The following is a 15,004-nucleotide window of genomic DNA, read 5'->3' on the forward strand; positions in this document are numbered from 1 at the left end:
CGTCACGGGAATCCTATTTATTTATGTTGCGTTACTTATGTTGAGTTTATTTGCGTTAGTGATGGTTGGGCGTTGTATTCGAATGTGTCATCAGCCCATCACCAATTCATATAAGCACAGCAGTATAAAAAGACACAATACCTACAAGGTATAAAAACTGAATATGTCGAATTGGTCACAGTATATTGAAAATTTTACACCGTGATTACCGCTTGATTTTTCGCCACAGAACCAGAGAAGCGTGACTGTTTTCACAATTGGAACAGGGTTTCAATGTTATAAATTATAAAATAATCATTGGGATAGTGGGTGGTGATAAATGGGTGTGTCCCGGCTGGTAGGGAAGGGTGTATTGAGCGGTATCTTACTGATGGCAATGGGTATCGGTCAGGTAATGGCCTGTCAGGCTGGCCCTGCTAACGAATGGAAACGGGGTATTGAACAGCAGCGTCAGGCGGATTTGGGCAATGGCTGTTATCTCAATCCGATTATTGCGGGCGATCATCCCGATCCTACGATTATCAAGGATGGGGATGACTACTACATGACGTTCTCGTCATTTGACGATATTCCCGGACTGCTGATTTGGCACTCGCGCGATTTAGTGAACTGGCAGCCGCTTGGCCCGGCGATCGCGACGCCCGTTGACGCGATCTGGGCACCGGATTTGGTGAAACACGACGGCAAATATTATATCTACTTCACCACCAACCGGATTATCGACGCCAAAGGAACGAAAAAGAAAACGCTGTATGTGATTACCGCCGATGATATTCGCGGCCCGTGGACGCCGCCGAAGGATACGGGCTTGAAAAATCCGGCCAGCGATCCCGGTCATGTGGTGGGAGAGGACGGTAAACGTTACATCTTTATGTCTGGCGGCAATCGCGTGCAGTTAACCGATGACGGGCTGTCGACGGTCGGCGACATGGAGGTGGTCTATCAGGGGTGGCAATACCCGGAAGAGTGGGATGTGGAAAGCTTCTCGCAGGAAGGGCCGAAGATGCTGCGCCACGGCGACTATTTCTACATGGTGCTAGCGGAAGGTGGAACGGCGGGGCCGCCGACCGGACACATGGTGATTGCTGCGCGTTCCAAATCGATCAACGGGCCGTGGGAAAACTCCCCGCATAACCCGATTATTCGCACGCAGGATCGTTCAGAAAAGTGGTGGTCACGCGGCCATGCGACGCTGATCGAAGGGCCGGATAAAAACTGGTACATGGTGTATCACGGTTATGAAAACGGCTTTATGACGCTGGGGCGGCAGGCGATGCTGGAGCCGATCGTCTGGGGCAATGATGGCTGGTTTACGTCTGCCGGGTTTGATACCGGTAAACCGATTCGCAAACCGGCAGGGGGCGAAGCGGTGCCGCACGGTATTGGCTGGTCTGATAGCTTTACCGACGAGAAATTTCCGGCTCGCTGGCATTTTTACCGCGCCAATGCGGAAGAACTGAAACGGGTTACGCTCAGCGACGGCAAACTGCACCTTAAGGCAAAAGGCACATCGCCAAAAGACAGTGCGCCGTTGACGATGATCCCCGGCGATCAGGCTTACCAAATTGAGGTTACGGCGAATTTCGCCTCTGGCGCGCAGGCTGGCCTACTGTTGTTCTACAACGCGAAGCTGTATGTCGGGCTGTCGTTTAATCAGGATGGTACTGTCATGCACCGCTATGGGCTGGAAAGGGCGGAGAAGAAACTGCCGCACATTACAGGCAATGAGGTGCAGATTCTGATGAGAAACGATCGCCATATCGTGACGTTTTACACCCGAACGTCGGCTCAGGAACCGTGGAAGAAATACCCGGTGCAGATGGAAGTATCCGGCTACCATCACAATGTCGCGTATGACTTCCTTAGCTTGCGGCCCGCCTTGTATGCGTCGGGTGAGGGAGACGTGACGTTCAGCAACCTGCGCTATCAGGCGTTGCCTTAACGCTTCAATCCAAAGACGAGCGTGAAATTCCCAGGATGGCAGCCGCATCGGCGCTGCCATCCTGTAGCGCCTGGGTCGGCCCATCATAATAAATCTGTCCGTCCACGATCAGCACCGTACGCTTTGCGATCCGCATGGCATCATCCAGATTGTGAGACACCATCAACAGCGTGAACTCACGCTCCTGACACACGCTCTCAACCAGATCGAGCATCTCCTGACGCAGCGCCGGATCGAGCGCTGAGAACGGCTCATCCAGCAGCAGGATAGGCTGGTGGCGCACCAAACAGCGTGCCAGTGCCGCGCGCTGGCGCTGCCCGCCGGAAACCTGCGACGGTAGACGATCCAGAAGATCCGCCAGACCGACCCGATCGGCGATCTGTCGTAGCGTTTCACGCTGTGCGGCACTGAGCCGCAGGCCGGGGTGCAATCCCAGCGCGATGTTTTGCCCAATCGTTAGGTGTGGAAACAGGTTATTTTCCTGAAACAGAATCGAAACTGGCCGTTTAGCGGGAGGCGTCTCGCGGTGAGGTTCACCGTTAAGCCGTAATTCGCCGCTGTCAGCCATCAGGAAACCGGCAATCAGATTAAGCAGCGTACTTTTCCCTGCACCGCTGGGGCCAAGGATGGCGATGCGTTCGCCCGGTTTGACGTGAAAATCAAAACGCATGGGCAAGTGCTGATAGAAGTAGGTTAATTTCTCAAGCGCGATCATGACGGCCCGCCAGTTTCTCAATCAGGGTAAATAACATAAAGCACAGCAGCATCAACAGCAGTGCTGTGACTGCACCATCGGCGCTGCGATAGGAACCAATTTGCTGGTACAGATAGAACGGCAGCGTGCGGAACTGCTCATTGCCAAACAGCGCGATGACGCCAAAATCACCGAGCGACAGCACGCAGGCAAAGGCTAATGCTTGTGCTAATGGCTGCTTCAGTGCAGCCAGCTCGATCAGCTTCAGCCGCTGCCAGCCGCGAATATCCAGTGATGCGCAGAGTCGGTTGTAGCGCTCTGCAACGTCCAGCATCGGGTTCTCCAACACTTTGATCGCATACGGAATTGCCATCAGTGCGTTGGTGAACACCACCAGCGCGTAGGGGGATTGCGGCAAGCCAATGCTGTTATTCAGCAGCAGGAAAAAGCCGGTTGCCAGCACAATACCGGGCATGGCGAGGATGAGCATCCCGCTCAGATTCATCAACTGCCCGTAGAGTGGCTTCTGGCGTAACTTGAGTTCGCGGCTGCTCCAAAGCAGCATCATGGTCAGCATCAGACACAACAGTCCTGCGCCCAGAGCGATGCGCAGCGAGGTAAACAGCGTTTGCCAGAGCACGGGCTGTTGCAGCACGGTAACCAGCGATCGGTTCACGCCATCAACCACCACGGCCAGCAAGGGAGGAACGACCAGCAGCAACAGCGCGCCAATCAGCAGGCCATCGGTGAGACGGCTTAAAGCGCTATCCTGCGGGTTGCGCCAAGTGAGCTGCTGTGTGCTGCCGACGGGCAGAATGCGCCCCAGCCGCTGACTTAGCAGCACCAAACCGAGACAGCAAACCATCTGAATTAACGCCAGCAGCGCCGCGCGACCCGGATCGTAATCAAAGCTTAATGCCTGATAGATAGCCAGCTCAATCGTGGTCGCCTGCGGGCCGCCGCCCAGCGACAGCACCGTCGCAAAGCTGGCAAAGCAGAGCATAAAAATCAGTGCGCCAGTCGGTAAAATTTGTCGGCGCAGGGCAGGCCATTCCAGCAGGCGGAAATGTTGCCAGCTGTTCATGCCCAGATTTGCAGCCAGTTGGCGTTGCTCGGTAGCAATACCCTCCAGCGACTGCAACAGCAATCGGGTTGCCAGCGGCAGATTGAAGAACACATGCGCCAGCAGGATGCCCTGCAACCCATAGGGTGAAAACGTGTATTTCAGGCCAAACCCGCTCAGGGCAGAGGCTAGCCAGCCCTGACGTCCATATACGCTGAGCAGGCCAAAAACGGCAACCAGCACGGGTAGCACCAGCGTCATCGCGCACAGGCGCAGTAGCCAACGGTGGCCGGGAAAACGCCGTCGATACAGCGCTCTGGCGAGAAAAATGGCCGGAACGGTAGAAAACAGCGCAGAGAGAAAGGCTTGCCAGAAGGTGAACCGAATAACATGCCAGAGATAGCTGTCATGCCATAGCGTGCGCCACTGGCTGTCGGGCGCCTGTAACCAGAGTGCACCGAAAGCCAGTGCGGCAACGGAAATTAACAGCGTTGTGGCCAGTAGCCCCGGCCACAGACGTCCGCCGATTAGTGGCTGACGGCGCGTTGCCATGCCTGAATCCACTGGGTCCTTTGGTCAGCGACTTCTTGTGCGCTGAACTGCATGGCTTTTTCCGGCACCGTGAGCGTGGCGAAGCCCGTAGGCAGGTCAGTTTTAACGGCTGGGTACATCCAGTTCGTAGTGGGGATCGCCTGCTGGAAGGTTGGGCTCAGGATGAACTGCATAAAGCGTTTTGCCAGTTCGGGATTTTTGCTGGAAGCCAACTGCCCGGCGATTTCAATTTGCAGATAGTGCCCTTCGCTGAAGGTCGCGGCTGCGTAGTTGTCTTTCTTCTCTTCAATGATGTGGTAGGCCGGTGATGTGGTATAGCTCAGCACCAGATCGGCTTCCCCTTTCAGGAACAGGCCATAGGCTTCGCTCCAGCCTTTGGTGACGGTAACGGTTTTCTTCGCCAGTTTCTGCCAGGCTTGCGGCGCCTCATCGCCGTACACTTTCTGCATCCACAGCAGCAGACCCAGACCCGGTGTGCTGGTACGTGGATCCTGATAGATCACTTTCCACGGCGCGTTGCTATCCACCAACTCATGCAGGCTTTTCGGCGGGTTCTTCAGCGTGTTTTTGTTATACACAAACGCGAAATAGCCATAGTCGTAAGGGACGAAAGTCTTATTGCTCCAGCCACCCGGCACCGTAACGGCGCTGGTGTCCAGATTGTGCGGGGCAAACAGGCCGGTTTGCTCCGCTGCCTGCAACAGGTTGTTGTCCAGCCCCAGAATGATGTCCGCTTTGCTGTTTTTACCTTCCATACGCAGCCGGTTCAGCAGTGAGGCACCATCTTCCAGCGCGACGAAATTCAGTTCGCACTCGCACTCTTTCTCAAAGGCGGTTTTGATGACAGGCCCTGGACCCCATTCGGAAGCGAATGAGTCATAGGTATAAACGGTTAGCGCAGGTTTGGCGAATGCCGAAGCAGAGAGCAGTAACAGGCAAGGCAGGCTGATTTTCAGCACGGTGGCTGAACGCTGTAGTAATTGATTTAACACTTTGCACTCCTGAGAATCATAGGGTGGCAAAGGACTTTGAGGCAGCAATGAGCAGCACTCTCAAATCCCTTCGCCGGTATTAACCGGATCAGGTTCGACGGGTATCTTCTCAGCGAAAAAATCTTCCGCACCCCGTTGAGAACGGCACATTGTAAAGGGTTAAGCCGAGCAGCGAAAGGCTCTCGGCGTTCCGGTGGCGCGAATCAGGCGGATTTAAAATCAAACACTCACCCAGAGGCCGTGGTGTGGCCTCTGTTGTCCTGATTGTGGATATTCACCATTGCGCCGACTCTTGCTCGATTCGCGCAGTACACCAGTCGATAAAGGCGCGAATAGCTGGCGAGAGGTGGCGGCTTTGCGGGTAGAGGATGAAAATAGGTTCGAGCGGTGCCCCAATATCAGGAAATAGTCTGACAAGATGCCCATCAGCAAGCGGTTGGCGCACCATATAGCTGGCAATCCGTATTAGCCCCAAACCCGCTACGCCAGCGGCGACGTAGGCATCCGTGTCATTTACGCTGATCTGTCCTGCGAGCGGCATCGCTACGGTGTGCGCTTCATCATGAAACCCCCAGCGAGTTGAGCGGCCTGTTCGGCTGTGGATATACCCCACGGCGGTGTGCACTTTTAGCGAATCCAATGTTGCGGGATGTCCATGCTGTTCAAGGTAGCGTGGGGAAGCGCAGATATACCAATGGAACGCGCCGAGGCGTCGTGCGACCAGTCGAGATAGCGGCGGTTCTCCGGTTCTGATGACACAATCGATACCATGCTGGACAATATCCACAGTGGCATCACCCAGATGGAAGTCCAGCGTTATCCCAGGATAACGTTCACAGAAGTCGGGCAGTGCCGGAATGAGGAAGTTTTTGACCAGAGAAGGCGGTGCCCCGATTCTGATGGTTCCATTCAGCTCCCCTTTTTGCTGTGCCGTTACGCTTTCAGCCGCGTGCACATCACGCAGTATCGCTTTGCAACTGTCGTAATAGCGCAGTCCAACATCCGTAATGCTGAGTGCTCGCGTCGTTCGGTTGAGTAACCGGGCACCCAGATGTGATTCGAGTTCCTTGATGCTACGGGTGACGGTGGATGGCAGAACATGCAGGGTTTCCGCCGCTTTTTTGAAACTACCCGCATCGACCACACGAATGAATATTTCCATGGCCTGAAACCGATCCATACGATGATGTCTCCATTTTGCGATGAAACGTTGCTGACCGTGTATACGGCGTATCTTCTGTGTCAGCGACCAAAACGCTTTATAGTTTGATTTTTTCAAATTATGAAGTGGTGTGGCCGAATCTTATCATGTCCGCATTCTTGTATAACATAACCCCCGAACTCTGGTTTTCCTGACATTAATAAGCATGAGCAGGCCAGAGGCATGTTAGCACGCTGAATGCATAGGGGAACGCACACGACTCCCTATGATAGTGATAATTTGAAATTCTGAAGGAGTTAAGTAATGAATGATAGCGGATCCGCGTTGAAAGATATTCTTGTGCTTGGTGCCGGGCAGCTCGGTATGGCTGTATTGCGTGCTCTCGCGCCGCGTGCGCGTGCTCTGCCATTGTCGGTCACGGCACTGGTCTCACCGGGTACCATTAACGATCCGTCGGAGCAGAATAGGGCAACACTGGCCGAACTTCGCGCTCTGGGAGTTGACGTGATGGGGTTCGATCTGGCCTCGGATGAACATACCCTGACGGGGCTTTTCGGGAATTATAAGACGATAGTGAACTGCTCGGGATTCGTTGCGGGGCCTGGCACTCAGATGAAAATAACCAGAGCGGTGTTGGCTGCCAACGTCGCGCGCTATTTCCCCTGGCAGTTTGGCGTTGACTATGACGTCGTTGGTCGAAACAGCGGGCATCCAGTTTTTGATGAGCAGTACGACGTGAGGCAGTTGCTGCGCGGCCAGCAACGTACCGAATGGGTGATTGTCTCGACGGGCATGTTCACGAGTTTCCTGTTTGAGCCCGCCTTTGACGTGGTGGATCTGGAACGCGGAACCTTTCACGGTCTGGGAAGTTGGGATACCAAAGTGACCGTGACAATCCCCGAAGACATTGGCTGGCTCACGACGGAAATCTTGCTGGCTGAACCACGCCTGGTTAATGAGGTGGTCTACGTGGCAGGCGACACGATTTCATACGGGCAGCTTGCTGATGTCGTTGAACATGTCACGGGAAGGGTGTTTGAGAAGACCGTATGGACGCTGGACAAATTGCGCGCGGACCTGAAGGCTGCTCCAGATGATGTCATGACGCGCTACCGGGCAGCGTTCGCTTTGGGTGAGGGGATGTGGTGGGACAAATCCGGTACGTTCAATCAACGTAATGGCTACGAGACGGTCGACGTCGAGCATTTCTTGCGGATGCAACTGCAAAAATAGGCGGAAGGGTGCGGTGCAATTCTCTTTGCTCCGCACTTTTCAGATACCGTCAGCGTTCCGGCGGCGCGAACCAGGCAGATTTAAAATCAAACCAGCCCAGCATATTCATCCTGACGCCGCGCATACTGCGCTGCCCCTGAAGTTGCAGCCAATGATGCAGCAGAGGGTGCAGTTGACCGCTGGCGATCAGTTTTTCACACCACTCCGCCATCGGTAGCGTCTGGTTACGCCACTGCTGTGCATCTGCATGCAGATTGTCATCCAGACAGTGCTGGGCCAGCGGGAGTTCGTAGAGCATCGCGAACAGGGAGAATTCGATCGGCAGGTAACAATTCAGGCTACCAAACCAGATATCGCTGTCGGCATTGCCCTGATACCAGTCTTCATAGCTGACCGTCTGAATATGCAACGTGACGCCGTGCTGTGCCAGCAGCGTGCGCATAATCTCACTTAATATCCGGTATTCAGGATGTGCCTGATAGAACGTGAGCGTAACTTCTGTCAGCCCTTTAGGAATGGATTGCGGTACATCGGGATGGTGATGGTGCCAGCGCGGCAGCAGGCTGTAGGCGGGCGACCAGTCACGCTGGTTGCTGGTATTGGCGTGGTTGAGTAGCGAAATAGGGGTAAATATCTGCCTGAGCCATCGCTGAGCTTCCGGTCGTGATGCTAACGGCGAACGCTTGTCGAACAGCAGGAAATAGCCGCCTTCTTCCATCCGGCTTTCTAACTGTTCGTGACGAGAATTGTCAGACTGGAGCTGGATAGATACCGGCATTTCCTCCGGCTCGTCGGGCAGAACCCAGATATTGACCTCATCAATCAGCGCTCGATAGCCAAAATAGTCATCGAAGGCACGGATTTTCAATTGATTACTGTTATTGCGTACCACGGCATAAGGGCCAGTGCCAATTGGGTGCTGGGCAAAATCGGGTAGCGTTTGCCACTCTTGCGGCAAAATCATGGCGTGCACGCTGCCTAATAACCACGGTAGCCAGTTATCCGGGCTGTTTAACCGAATATCAATCACGAAGGGCATTGGCGAGGTGACGCTTTCAATATGAGAAAAGAGCGGGAGCGGAATAAGACGAGAGAGTGACGTGGTGATGTCATACATCGTGAGCTCTCGTCCGTGATGAAAACGGATAGCCGGGCGCAGATAGAAGCGCCAGTGCAGGGAGGAGACCCTCTGCCAGTGATGAGCCAGATCGGGTTCAACTTCCCCATTTTCCTCATTTATATTGGTAAGACCGCTGAAAATTTGCCGTGCGATGTGCATTTCAGAACGCCGCAGCGCCGATCCGGGCTGCAGATTGCGTAATGGGCGGTAATAGAGAATACGCAGAATATGCTTTCCCTGCCGGAAGCTCCGCCCGAGGTGAGCAAGTAACATCTGGCGTATCGCTTCTTTATCGCCGACCAACTGCACCAGTTGCTCAATACGATCCTGTTCCAGCAGATCTTCAGCGCGCTGCTGCTGTAGCGCTAATCCGGTATAAACAAATGACAGTTGAGAGCGCTTCCCCCTGCCAGCTTCTGCCTGCCAGACGAGCCAGCCTTCTTGCTGCATCGCGTTCAACAATGAGCGGATATGACGTCGGGAACAGTTCAACACCCCGGTTAGCTCTTGCAGCGTGGTGTCGGTGGTTTGTCCCTGAAAGTGTTGCCACAGGCGGATGAACTGTTGTTGCAATCGAGGAGAAGACATAAAAGAGGAACTCCCTGCACTAAAGTCATCAATTTATCTTTCCTTATATTACGTCGATACTTTCCAACAAGGAAAGAGAGGAGGTGGCTTATGGCGATTTCCCGTTTGTACCGGTTCTATCAAACCTACTTATCGACCTGTAAGGCAAAGTGGTTGCGATGGATGTCTACCCAACAGCGCGTTGCATTATTGCAGCAGGCAACGCAGTGGCACCTGAACGAAATGTCTGATGAAGAGTACCGTCATTGGCTCTAGGTGGTGTGAAGAGATGTATTCTGAGTAATGGTGATGTTTCACCAGCCAGCGAGTTTTCTCGCTGGCTTTTTTTATGGCGTTTACCTGCCACCTTATTAAGGAGCGTCGCGCCATTTTTTGGCTATTGCGGATAGCTTGCGTGACGAAGTGGCATCAGCGGCGCTGTTCACGTAATGGCTTGCCTTCGCTGAGCAGTGCACAATAGCGTGCCAATTCATCCTGCTGGCGGGCATTTCGTATCTGTAATGCCAGATTAATCGTGGCAAGCTCCCGAGCGTTGTCGGCTAATGCTTGTGGGATTTTTTTTTGTTTGGCCAGCCAGTCTGCGACATCGCTCCACTCCCACAGCGGTGATGTACCGCCTAAACGTTGGACTGGAGAGGGGAAATCGCCTGCGCCACGTTTTCCATCTTTGAGAAGCGCAATCGCCTGACGCGACATCGTAGACAAGGCTGCGATATCACTGATCCCAACCCAGACTGCATCAACGGAGTGGACTCTGGCCTGGATGCCTGCTGACTCGATATCATGAATAGCACTGATGACCGCGGTAGAAAAACGAGGGCTTTCTCGATCAAATTCGAGATAGACGGCGCTGCCATAGAAGCAGATCAAAGCGTCGTCGCAGCCGCTGGCAAAAAGCGCATCTTCCAGCCCAGCCGTATCTGCGGAAACGCCCGTTAGCGTGAGAGAAAAGTGATACGTTGTCATAAATTCCTCGGTAAGCCGTATATATCTTCTATTGTTTCAGTATTGTCAGGCCGTTATCGACGTTGCGGCGGATCTGCTTTGCATGATTTTCCGGGACTGATGGCGTGGACCAAATGCTCATCATATGAGTGCTGTGGTCCGGCGTGCCGCAGATAAGCCTGCCAAATGCATGCCCGTTGCTGGGATAAAAACGCCAGCCCTGCGCTAATGCGTATTCAATGGCTGCCTGAATATGCTTGTTTGGGTGTTTTTTCATCGCGATATAAGGTCATGGTATGTTCATGTGTTGACAGATGTCAACATTGATGATGGTCAAAAATGAAATATACCCGCTTATTTCGCTGACCATTGAATGGCGTGGTCAGCCTGCGTGCGGCTTCGCAAAAGCAGGTTGAAAGGAAGAGAGGAGGGGAGGAATACATCCCAGAGAAGCGTATTCAGATATTACTAACGTAACGTTTAATACCCAATATTGAATGTTAGGTTTAAAGCTATTGTCATTAAAATTAAACAATTCTATGAATGTGTTTCTATAATAGAGAGTAACGTAAGAATAATGACTAAGATAATTCACTAACACCATGTGATAGTTTGCTTTTTTAATAGTTATTAATTGAAAGGATTGTCGTTTAAATGACATTTTTCGTGATGGCGATCTTATAGGTAAATTATTTTTTATAGGCGACTGTTTTTTCTCTTGTATTTAACGCAGATTGTCACAATCTTTAAATATTATGTAACATGTGGCGGCGTTTTATTTTTCTTTGCTTGCCTGCAATTTACTTCACAGCAATTATTTTGAATAACCCGATGGATGTAAAAATGAGCGACGTCCCTTACCAGTCAATAGCGATTTACGAAAAACCAGAACCCCAGCATTCCGCTTCTGGATTGCATAACATCAAATTGACACCACTTTTTGTCGTTGTTTTTTCTGGTGTTTTGCTACTCTTTGCCTTGGCAATTTCCACATCATCGTATTTTCTTAAGCAGGCTGAACTGTCGCTAAATGACTCTACGCTGGAATTGAATGTGCGTATGGAGTTGGTGGATAGTGCGAATCATATGCGTGCGGCGCGTATGAATTTGCTGCATGCTGTGAATCATTTACGCAATGGCCTTACTGCTAACTATAACGCCAGTATGAAAGCCGCAGAAGAACGCCTGTCGTTGTCTCAGCAAATGTTTAATGGGTATCAAAATAGATCGGCTCGTTCTGATGTTGAACTCGCTCGTGATAATGAATTAAAAGCGCGTTATAGCGATTATGTTGAGCGCGGAATCAAACCCATGTTTGACATCGCAAAGAAGGGCAATGTTGAAGAGCTCAATGCGTTTGAGTCAACGGTGATGTCTAAATTGGATGATGACTACGATGTGCCGTTGAAAGCGTCTTATCTTTATCGGGTTGAAATGGCAAAAAATATTAACGTGACGGCTGAAAGGCATTCCACGCTGGGATATACGCTCATGACGGGTGCCTTTATTTTAGCCATCGTGTTGACGGGTATGACATTCTTATTAATTCGCCGAGTCATTATTAACCCAGTGCAGTATTGGGTATCGCGGATACAGGCGATTGCGCACGGAGACTTAACGCGCGCGAGTGTGGATGTGGGAAGAAATGAAATCGGTATTCTGGGGGACAATATCCAGCAAATGCAGGATTCGCTCTCCGAGACGGTTGGCTCGGTACGCGACAGTGCAGAGTCGATTCACAGCAGTTCGACGAAAATTGCCGTCGGTAATACAGATTTGTCTGCACGAACAGAACAGCAGGCCGCAGCGCTGGCGGAAACGGCAGCCAGCATGGAGCAGCTTACGGCGGCGGTGAAGCAGAATACGGATAATGCGCACCATGCCAGTGAGGTCGCGACGGAGACGTCAGCCAAAGCGGTGAACGGTGGCAATATTGTTGAACAGGTTGTGGGATCGATGGCGGATATCGCCAGAAGTTCAGACAAAATTTCCGAGATTATCGCGCTCATTAACGGGATTGCATTCCAGACCAATATTCTGGCGCTGAATGCGGCGGTTGAAGCCGCCAGAGCGGGTGAACAGGGCAAAGGTTTCGCGGTAGTCGCAGGAGAAGTGCGTAATCTGGCGCAGCGCTCGGCTAACGCCGCAACGGAAATTGCCGCACTGATTAAAGAATCCGAAACCAGAGTGACAGAGGGGACGACATTAGCATCCGAAGCGGGTAAAGCGATGGCCGAGATTGTCTCTGAAATTAATAACGTCACCCGCATTATCAATGAGATCGCACTGGCTTCTGATGAACAAAGCAGTGGTATCAATCAGGTGTCGTTAGCGATATCAGAAATGGATCGCGTCACACAGCAGAATGCGACGCTGGTGCTTGAAGCGTCCTCGTCGGCCTCCTCGCTGGAGCAGCAGGCCGAGCGCTTGAATCTTGGGGTATCCCGGTTCCATCTGATGTAGTCCCGTTGGTAAAAAAGCCAGAGCGGTAAAAAGACAAACATCATCATCTCGTGGCCAGCGACGTTGTCGCTGGCTTTTTTTCGCTGTTTTTTCCAGCATGGGATATGAATCCGCTTCTGATAGAATCAGTGAACAGGTGCGCCGTTTCTGGCAGATAAAGCTTCTCCTTCTCTGCCAGAGCAATTTTGTACAAACGATAAGAGGGTTAACGCGTGCATAAAAAGCCGGTAGTGCAAGAGCAGACGCACTTCAGACATCTGGAGACGCTCGGCGGGCTAGATATGCTGCAGGCACAGTATTACCAGCAACGCTTCCCTCGTCACGTTCATGATACCTATTGCATCAGTGTGATTGAGCAGGGCGCTCAGCGTTTCTATCGTTCTGGTGCAGAACACGTCGCGCCCAAAGGCGACATCATTCTGGTTAACGCGGACGATGTACACACGGGGAGTGCGGAGGTCGAAACCGGCTGGGCCTATCGCGCTATTTATCCGCATCCCGACCTTTTTCGCTCGATTAATCAGGATCTGCAACGCGCAAAGGATTCCATTCCGTGGTTCCCCGACGCCGTGGTTCACGATCCTGGACTGTCTGAGCAGTTGCTCATGACGTTCAATATGCTTGCTCAGCCGGGCAATATGTTATTGAAAGAGACGCTATTGTTGTCGTCATTAACCTGGCTGACGATGCGCTATAGCAAGACGCGTCTGACGCCACAGATGTTGCCCGTTGCGACCCAAAATATACTGAACGTTAAAGCCTTTATGGACAGCTATCCCGAGAGGGAGCTGGCTCTCGTTGAATTGGCTGCGCTGGCTGAGCTCAGCGTGTGGCATTTCTTACGACAGTTTAAAGTGGTGGTGGGGATTACGCCTCATGCTTATTTGATTCAGGCACGGCTGCGCAAGGCGAAGGCATTGTTGCGTAAAGGCGATGCGATCCTCGATGTTTCTGTTCGGTGCGGCTTTACCGATCAAAGCCACTTTCATCGCCATTTCAAAAACTCACTGGGGCTGACACCGGGTGAGTTTGCTAAAGGTAACTTGTAGATAGTACCCACTTCCTATTTGGAATATAAAATCCCACCCTTAACGGCAAGCAACTTTATCCAATACTCTTAAAAAACGTTTTGTTAATTTTTCACTATCGATTTATTTATGGTAGTGCACTGTTATATGGAAAATACCGTAGCCCGTTCATCGTCTGCATCAAAAGATACAATTAGCCCGTGGAAACACTTTATGACCGGCGTGGTTGAGATGCTTCCGCTCTGTTTATCCGTGGTGCCCTGGGGCATTCTGGCTGGTTCTATGGCTATCCAATCGGGATTATCTGTCGGGCAAAGTATCGGAATGTCCGCGATTATTTTCGCGGGGGCGGCACAGCTCGTCTCGTTAGGGCTCCTGATGTCCGGGGCGAATGTCGCGACGCTATTAATCTCTGTTTTTTTTATTACTGCCCAGCACCTGATATATGGCCTGACGTTGCGTGAATACGTTTCAACGCTGAAATTAAGAAAACGGCTTCCTATCGGGTTTTTATTATCGGATGAGCTTTTTGCACTCAGTGAAAAGAAAGACAGGAAGAACAACGTTAGTACCAGCTATTTAATCGGTGCGGGTTTCACCTTTTATATATTTTGGAATATCTTCAGCATTCTTGGCGTGGTGATGGCGTCATCTGTGCCCGATTTGGATAAGTATCATCTTGATTATTCTATCGTTGCTACGTTTATAACCATTGTCATACCGATGATAAAGAAGATCAGTACCTTCTCTGGTGTCCTGTTTTCTCTACTATTGTCGATGCTATTAACCTATTTCAAGATAGAAGGTGCCATCGCTATTGCTGGCGTCGGCGGCATGTTTTTTTCTGTGTTTATCGCGTCAGTGCTTAAGGAAGAAAAATGAGTTGGTTATTGATATTCGTTCTGGCGGCAATCGTGTTTTTTAATCGCTATATCTTTCTCGAACCCGCTGTGCCGGTAAAAATCCCGGTTTTACTCCACCGTGCATTAAAGTATTCCGCGCCTTGCTTACTCACTGCGATTTGCGGCCCGATTATTTTAATGGATCACGGCGTGATTCGCGCATTTCCCGATAATCCGTATTTTCTCGGTGCTATTGTGAGTGTCGTGATTTCCTTTTTTATCAGAAATATTGTGGTCGCGGTGCTTTTGAGCATGCTGGCTTTTTATATGATTGCCGCGCTGTTGTAATCAGCTCATTCTGCCAAAAGAAAAAGCCCGCA

The 15,004-nt window shown here is 51.6% G+C and carries 14 protein-coding genes and 1 riboswitch; of the genes, 7 read left to right on the top strand and 7 right to left on the bottom strand.

Annotated features, from left to right (window positions below; translation table 11 throughout):
- Positions 1–319 precede the first annotated feature (319 nt).
- Positions 320–1,942 (top strand): family 43 glycosylhydrolase, encoded by a 1,623-nt coding sequence (locus I2D83_RS03685; protein WP_205947556.1) that lies wholly within the window; start codon positions 320–322, stop codon positions 1,940–1,942.
- A 4-nt stretch (positions 1,943–1,946) separates the two neighbouring features.
- Here I2D83_RS03685 and thiQ read toward each other — a convergent pair whose 3' ends face one another.
- The 4 genes from thiQ to I2D83_RS03705 form a co-directional block, all read right to left on the bottom strand.
- Positions 1,947–2,657: a thiamine ABC transporter ATP-binding protein ThiQ gene (gene thiQ / locus I2D83_RS03690; RefSeq protein ID WP_205947557.1), complete on the bottom strand. Its 711-nt coding sequence runs from the start codon at positions 2,655–2,657 to the stop codon at positions 1,947–1,949.
- Positions 2,644–4,251, bottom strand: coding sequence for a thiamine/thiamine pyrophosphate ABC transporter permease ThiP (thiP, locus tag I2D83_RS03695; RefSeq protein WP_205947558.1), 1,608 nt, complete (start codon positions 4,249–4,251; stop codon positions 2,644–2,646). Before thiP ends, thiQ begins: the two co-directional genes overlap by 14 nt.
- Entirely contained in the window at positions 4,227–5,210 is a 984-nt protein-coding gene (thiB, locus tag I2D83_RS03700) for a thiamine ABC transporter substrate binding subunit (protein WP_205948137.1), read from the bottom strand. The genes thiP and thiB overlap by 25 nt, the downstream gene beginning before the upstream one ends.
- Positions 5,211–5,290: 80 nt before the next feature.
- Positions 5,291–5,388, bottom strand: a riboswitch (TPP riboswitch).
- 129 nt (positions 5,389–5,517) lie between these two features.
- Positions 5,518–6,423, bottom strand: coding sequence for a LysR family transcriptional regulator (locus tag I2D83_RS03705; protein ID WP_181845842.1), 906 nt, complete (start codon positions 6,421–6,423; stop codon positions 5,518–5,520).
- 285 nt (positions 6,424–6,708) lie between these two features.
- Here I2D83_RS03705 and I2D83_RS03710 point away from each other — a divergent pair, with 285 nt between their 5' ends.
- A complete protein-coding gene (locus I2D83_RS03710) occupies positions 6,709–7,638 on the top strand; it encodes an aromatic alcohol reductase (protein ID WP_205947559.1) in 930 nt (309 codons plus the stop codon).
- Positions 7,639–7,687: 49 nt separating this feature from the next.
- Here the strand turns inward: I2D83_RS03710 and sgrR are convergent, their stop codons facing one another.
- A complete protein-coding gene (sgrR, locus tag I2D83_RS03715) occupies positions 7,688–9,346 on the bottom strand; it encodes an HTH-type transcriptional regulator SgrR (protein ID WP_205947560.1) in 1,659 nt (552 codons plus the stop codon).
- A 90-nt stretch (positions 9,347–9,436) separates the two neighbouring features.
- Between sgrR and sgrT the strand changes: the two genes are divergently transcribed.
- Positions 9,437–9,601 carry a glucose uptake inhibitor SgrT gene (gene sgrT / locus I2D83_RS03720; RefSeq protein ID WP_015841746.1) on the top strand — a complete coding sequence of 55 codons (165 nt, stop codon included), beginning with the start codon at positions 9,437–9,439 and terminating at the stop codon, positions 9,599–9,601.
- A gap of 153 nt (positions 9,602–9,754) precedes the next feature.
- On the opposite strand, the gene I2D83_RS03725 is transcribed toward sgrT, so the two are convergent.
- Both I2D83_RS03725 and I2D83_RS03730 read right to left on the bottom strand, forming a co-directional pair.
- Positions 9,755–10,312, bottom strand: coding sequence for a helix-turn-helix transcriptional regulator (locus I2D83_RS03725; RefSeq protein WP_205947561.1), 558 nt, complete (start codon positions 10,310–10,312; stop codon positions 9,755–9,757).
- Positions 10,313–10,340: 28 nt separating this feature from the next.
- The gene (locus tag I2D83_RS03730) at positions 10,341–10,568 is read right to left on the bottom strand and encodes a hypothetical protein (RefSeq protein ID WP_181847207.1); all 228 of its coding nucleotides are present in this window, start codon (positions 10,566–10,568) and stop codon (positions 10,341–10,343) included.
- 566 nt (positions 10,569–11,134) lie between these two features.
- Between I2D83_RS03730 and I2D83_RS03735 the strand changes: the two genes are divergently transcribed.
- The 4 genes from I2D83_RS03735 to I2D83_RS03750 all read left to right on the top strand — a co-directional run bounded on the left by I2D83_RS03735 (position 11,135) and on the right by I2D83_RS03750 (position 14,972).
- Entirely contained in the window at positions 11,135–12,754 is a 1,620-nt protein-coding gene (locus tag I2D83_RS03735; RefSeq protein ID WP_182100542.1) for a methyl-accepting chemotaxis protein, read from the top strand.
- Between the two features lie 212 nt (positions 12,755–12,966).
- Positions 12,967–13,803 carry an AraC family transcriptional regulator gene (locus I2D83_RS03740; protein WP_205947562.1) on the top strand — a complete coding sequence of 279 codons (837 nt, stop codon included), beginning with the start codon at positions 12,967–12,969 and terminating at the stop codon, positions 13,801–13,803.
- A 126-nt stretch (positions 13,804–13,929) separates the two neighbouring features.
- A complete protein-coding gene (locus tag I2D83_RS03745; protein ID WP_015841743.1) occupies positions 13,930–14,664 on the top strand; it encodes an AzlC family ABC transporter permease in 735 nt (244 codons plus the stop codon).
- Positions 14,661–14,972 carry an AzlD domain-containing protein gene (locus I2D83_RS03750; RefSeq protein ID WP_181829330.1) on the top strand — a complete coding sequence of 104 codons (312 nt, stop codon included), beginning with the start codon at positions 14,661–14,663 and terminating at the stop codon, positions 14,970–14,972. The genes I2D83_RS03745 and I2D83_RS03750 overlap by 4 nt, the downstream gene beginning before the upstream one ends.
- Positions 14,973–15,004: the final 32 nt, after the last annotated feature.

Origin of the sequence: Pectobacterium aroidearum (assembly GCF_015689195.1) — a bacterium.
Taxonomy (GTDB): Bacteria; Pseudomonadota; Gammaproteobacteria; order Enterobacterales; family Enterobacteriaceae; genus Pectobacterium; species Pectobacterium aroidearum.

Bases quoted from the DNA above. Each gene is read 5' to 3' on its own strand.
- I2D83_RS03705 (WP_181845842.1), bottom strand. From the start codon at position 6,423: ATGGATCGGTTTCAGGCCATGGAAATATTCATTCGTGTGGTCGATGCG.
- thiQ (WP_205947557.1), bottom strand. From the start codon at position 2,657: ATGATCGCGCTTGAGAAATTAACCTACTTCTATCAGCACTTGCCCATG.
- sgrR (WP_205947560.1), bottom strand. From the start codon at position 9,346: ATGTCTTCTCCTCGATTGCAACAACAGTTCATCCGCCTGTGGCAACAC.
- I2D83_RS03710 (WP_205947559.1), top strand. From the start codon at position 6,709: ATGAATGATAGCGGATCCGCGTTGAAAGATATTCTTGTGCTTGGTGCC.
- I2D83_RS03685 (WP_205947556.1), top strand. From the start codon at position 320: ATGGGTGTGTCCCGGCTGGTAGGGAAGGGTGTATTGAGCGGTATCTTA.
- I2D83_RS03725 (WP_205947561.1), bottom strand. From the start codon at position 10,312: ATGACAACGTATCACTTTTCTCTCACGCTAACGGGCGTTTCCGCAGAT.
- sgrT (WP_015841746.1), top strand. From the start codon at position 9,437: ATGGCGATTTCCCGTTTGTACCGGTTCTATCAAACCTACTTATCGACC.
- thiP (WP_205947558.1), bottom strand. From the start codon at position 4,251: ATGGCAACGCGCCGTCAGCCACTAATCGGCGGACGTCTGTGGCCGGGG.
- I2D83_RS03745 (WP_015841743.1), top strand. From the start codon at position 13,930: ATGGAAAATACCGTAGCCCGTTCATCGTCTGCATCAAAAGATACAATT.
- I2D83_RS03730 (WP_181847207.1), bottom strand. From the start codon at position 10,568: ATGAAAAAACACCCAAACAAGCATATTCAGGCAGCCATTGAATACGCA.
- I2D83_RS03750 (WP_181829330.1), top strand. From the start codon at position 14,661: ATGAGTTGGTTATTGATATTCGTTCTGGCGGCAATCGTGTTTTTTAAT.
- I2D83_RS03735 (WP_182100542.1), top strand. From the start codon at position 11,135: ATGAGCGACGTCCCTTACCAGTCAATAGCGATTTACGAAAAACCAGAA.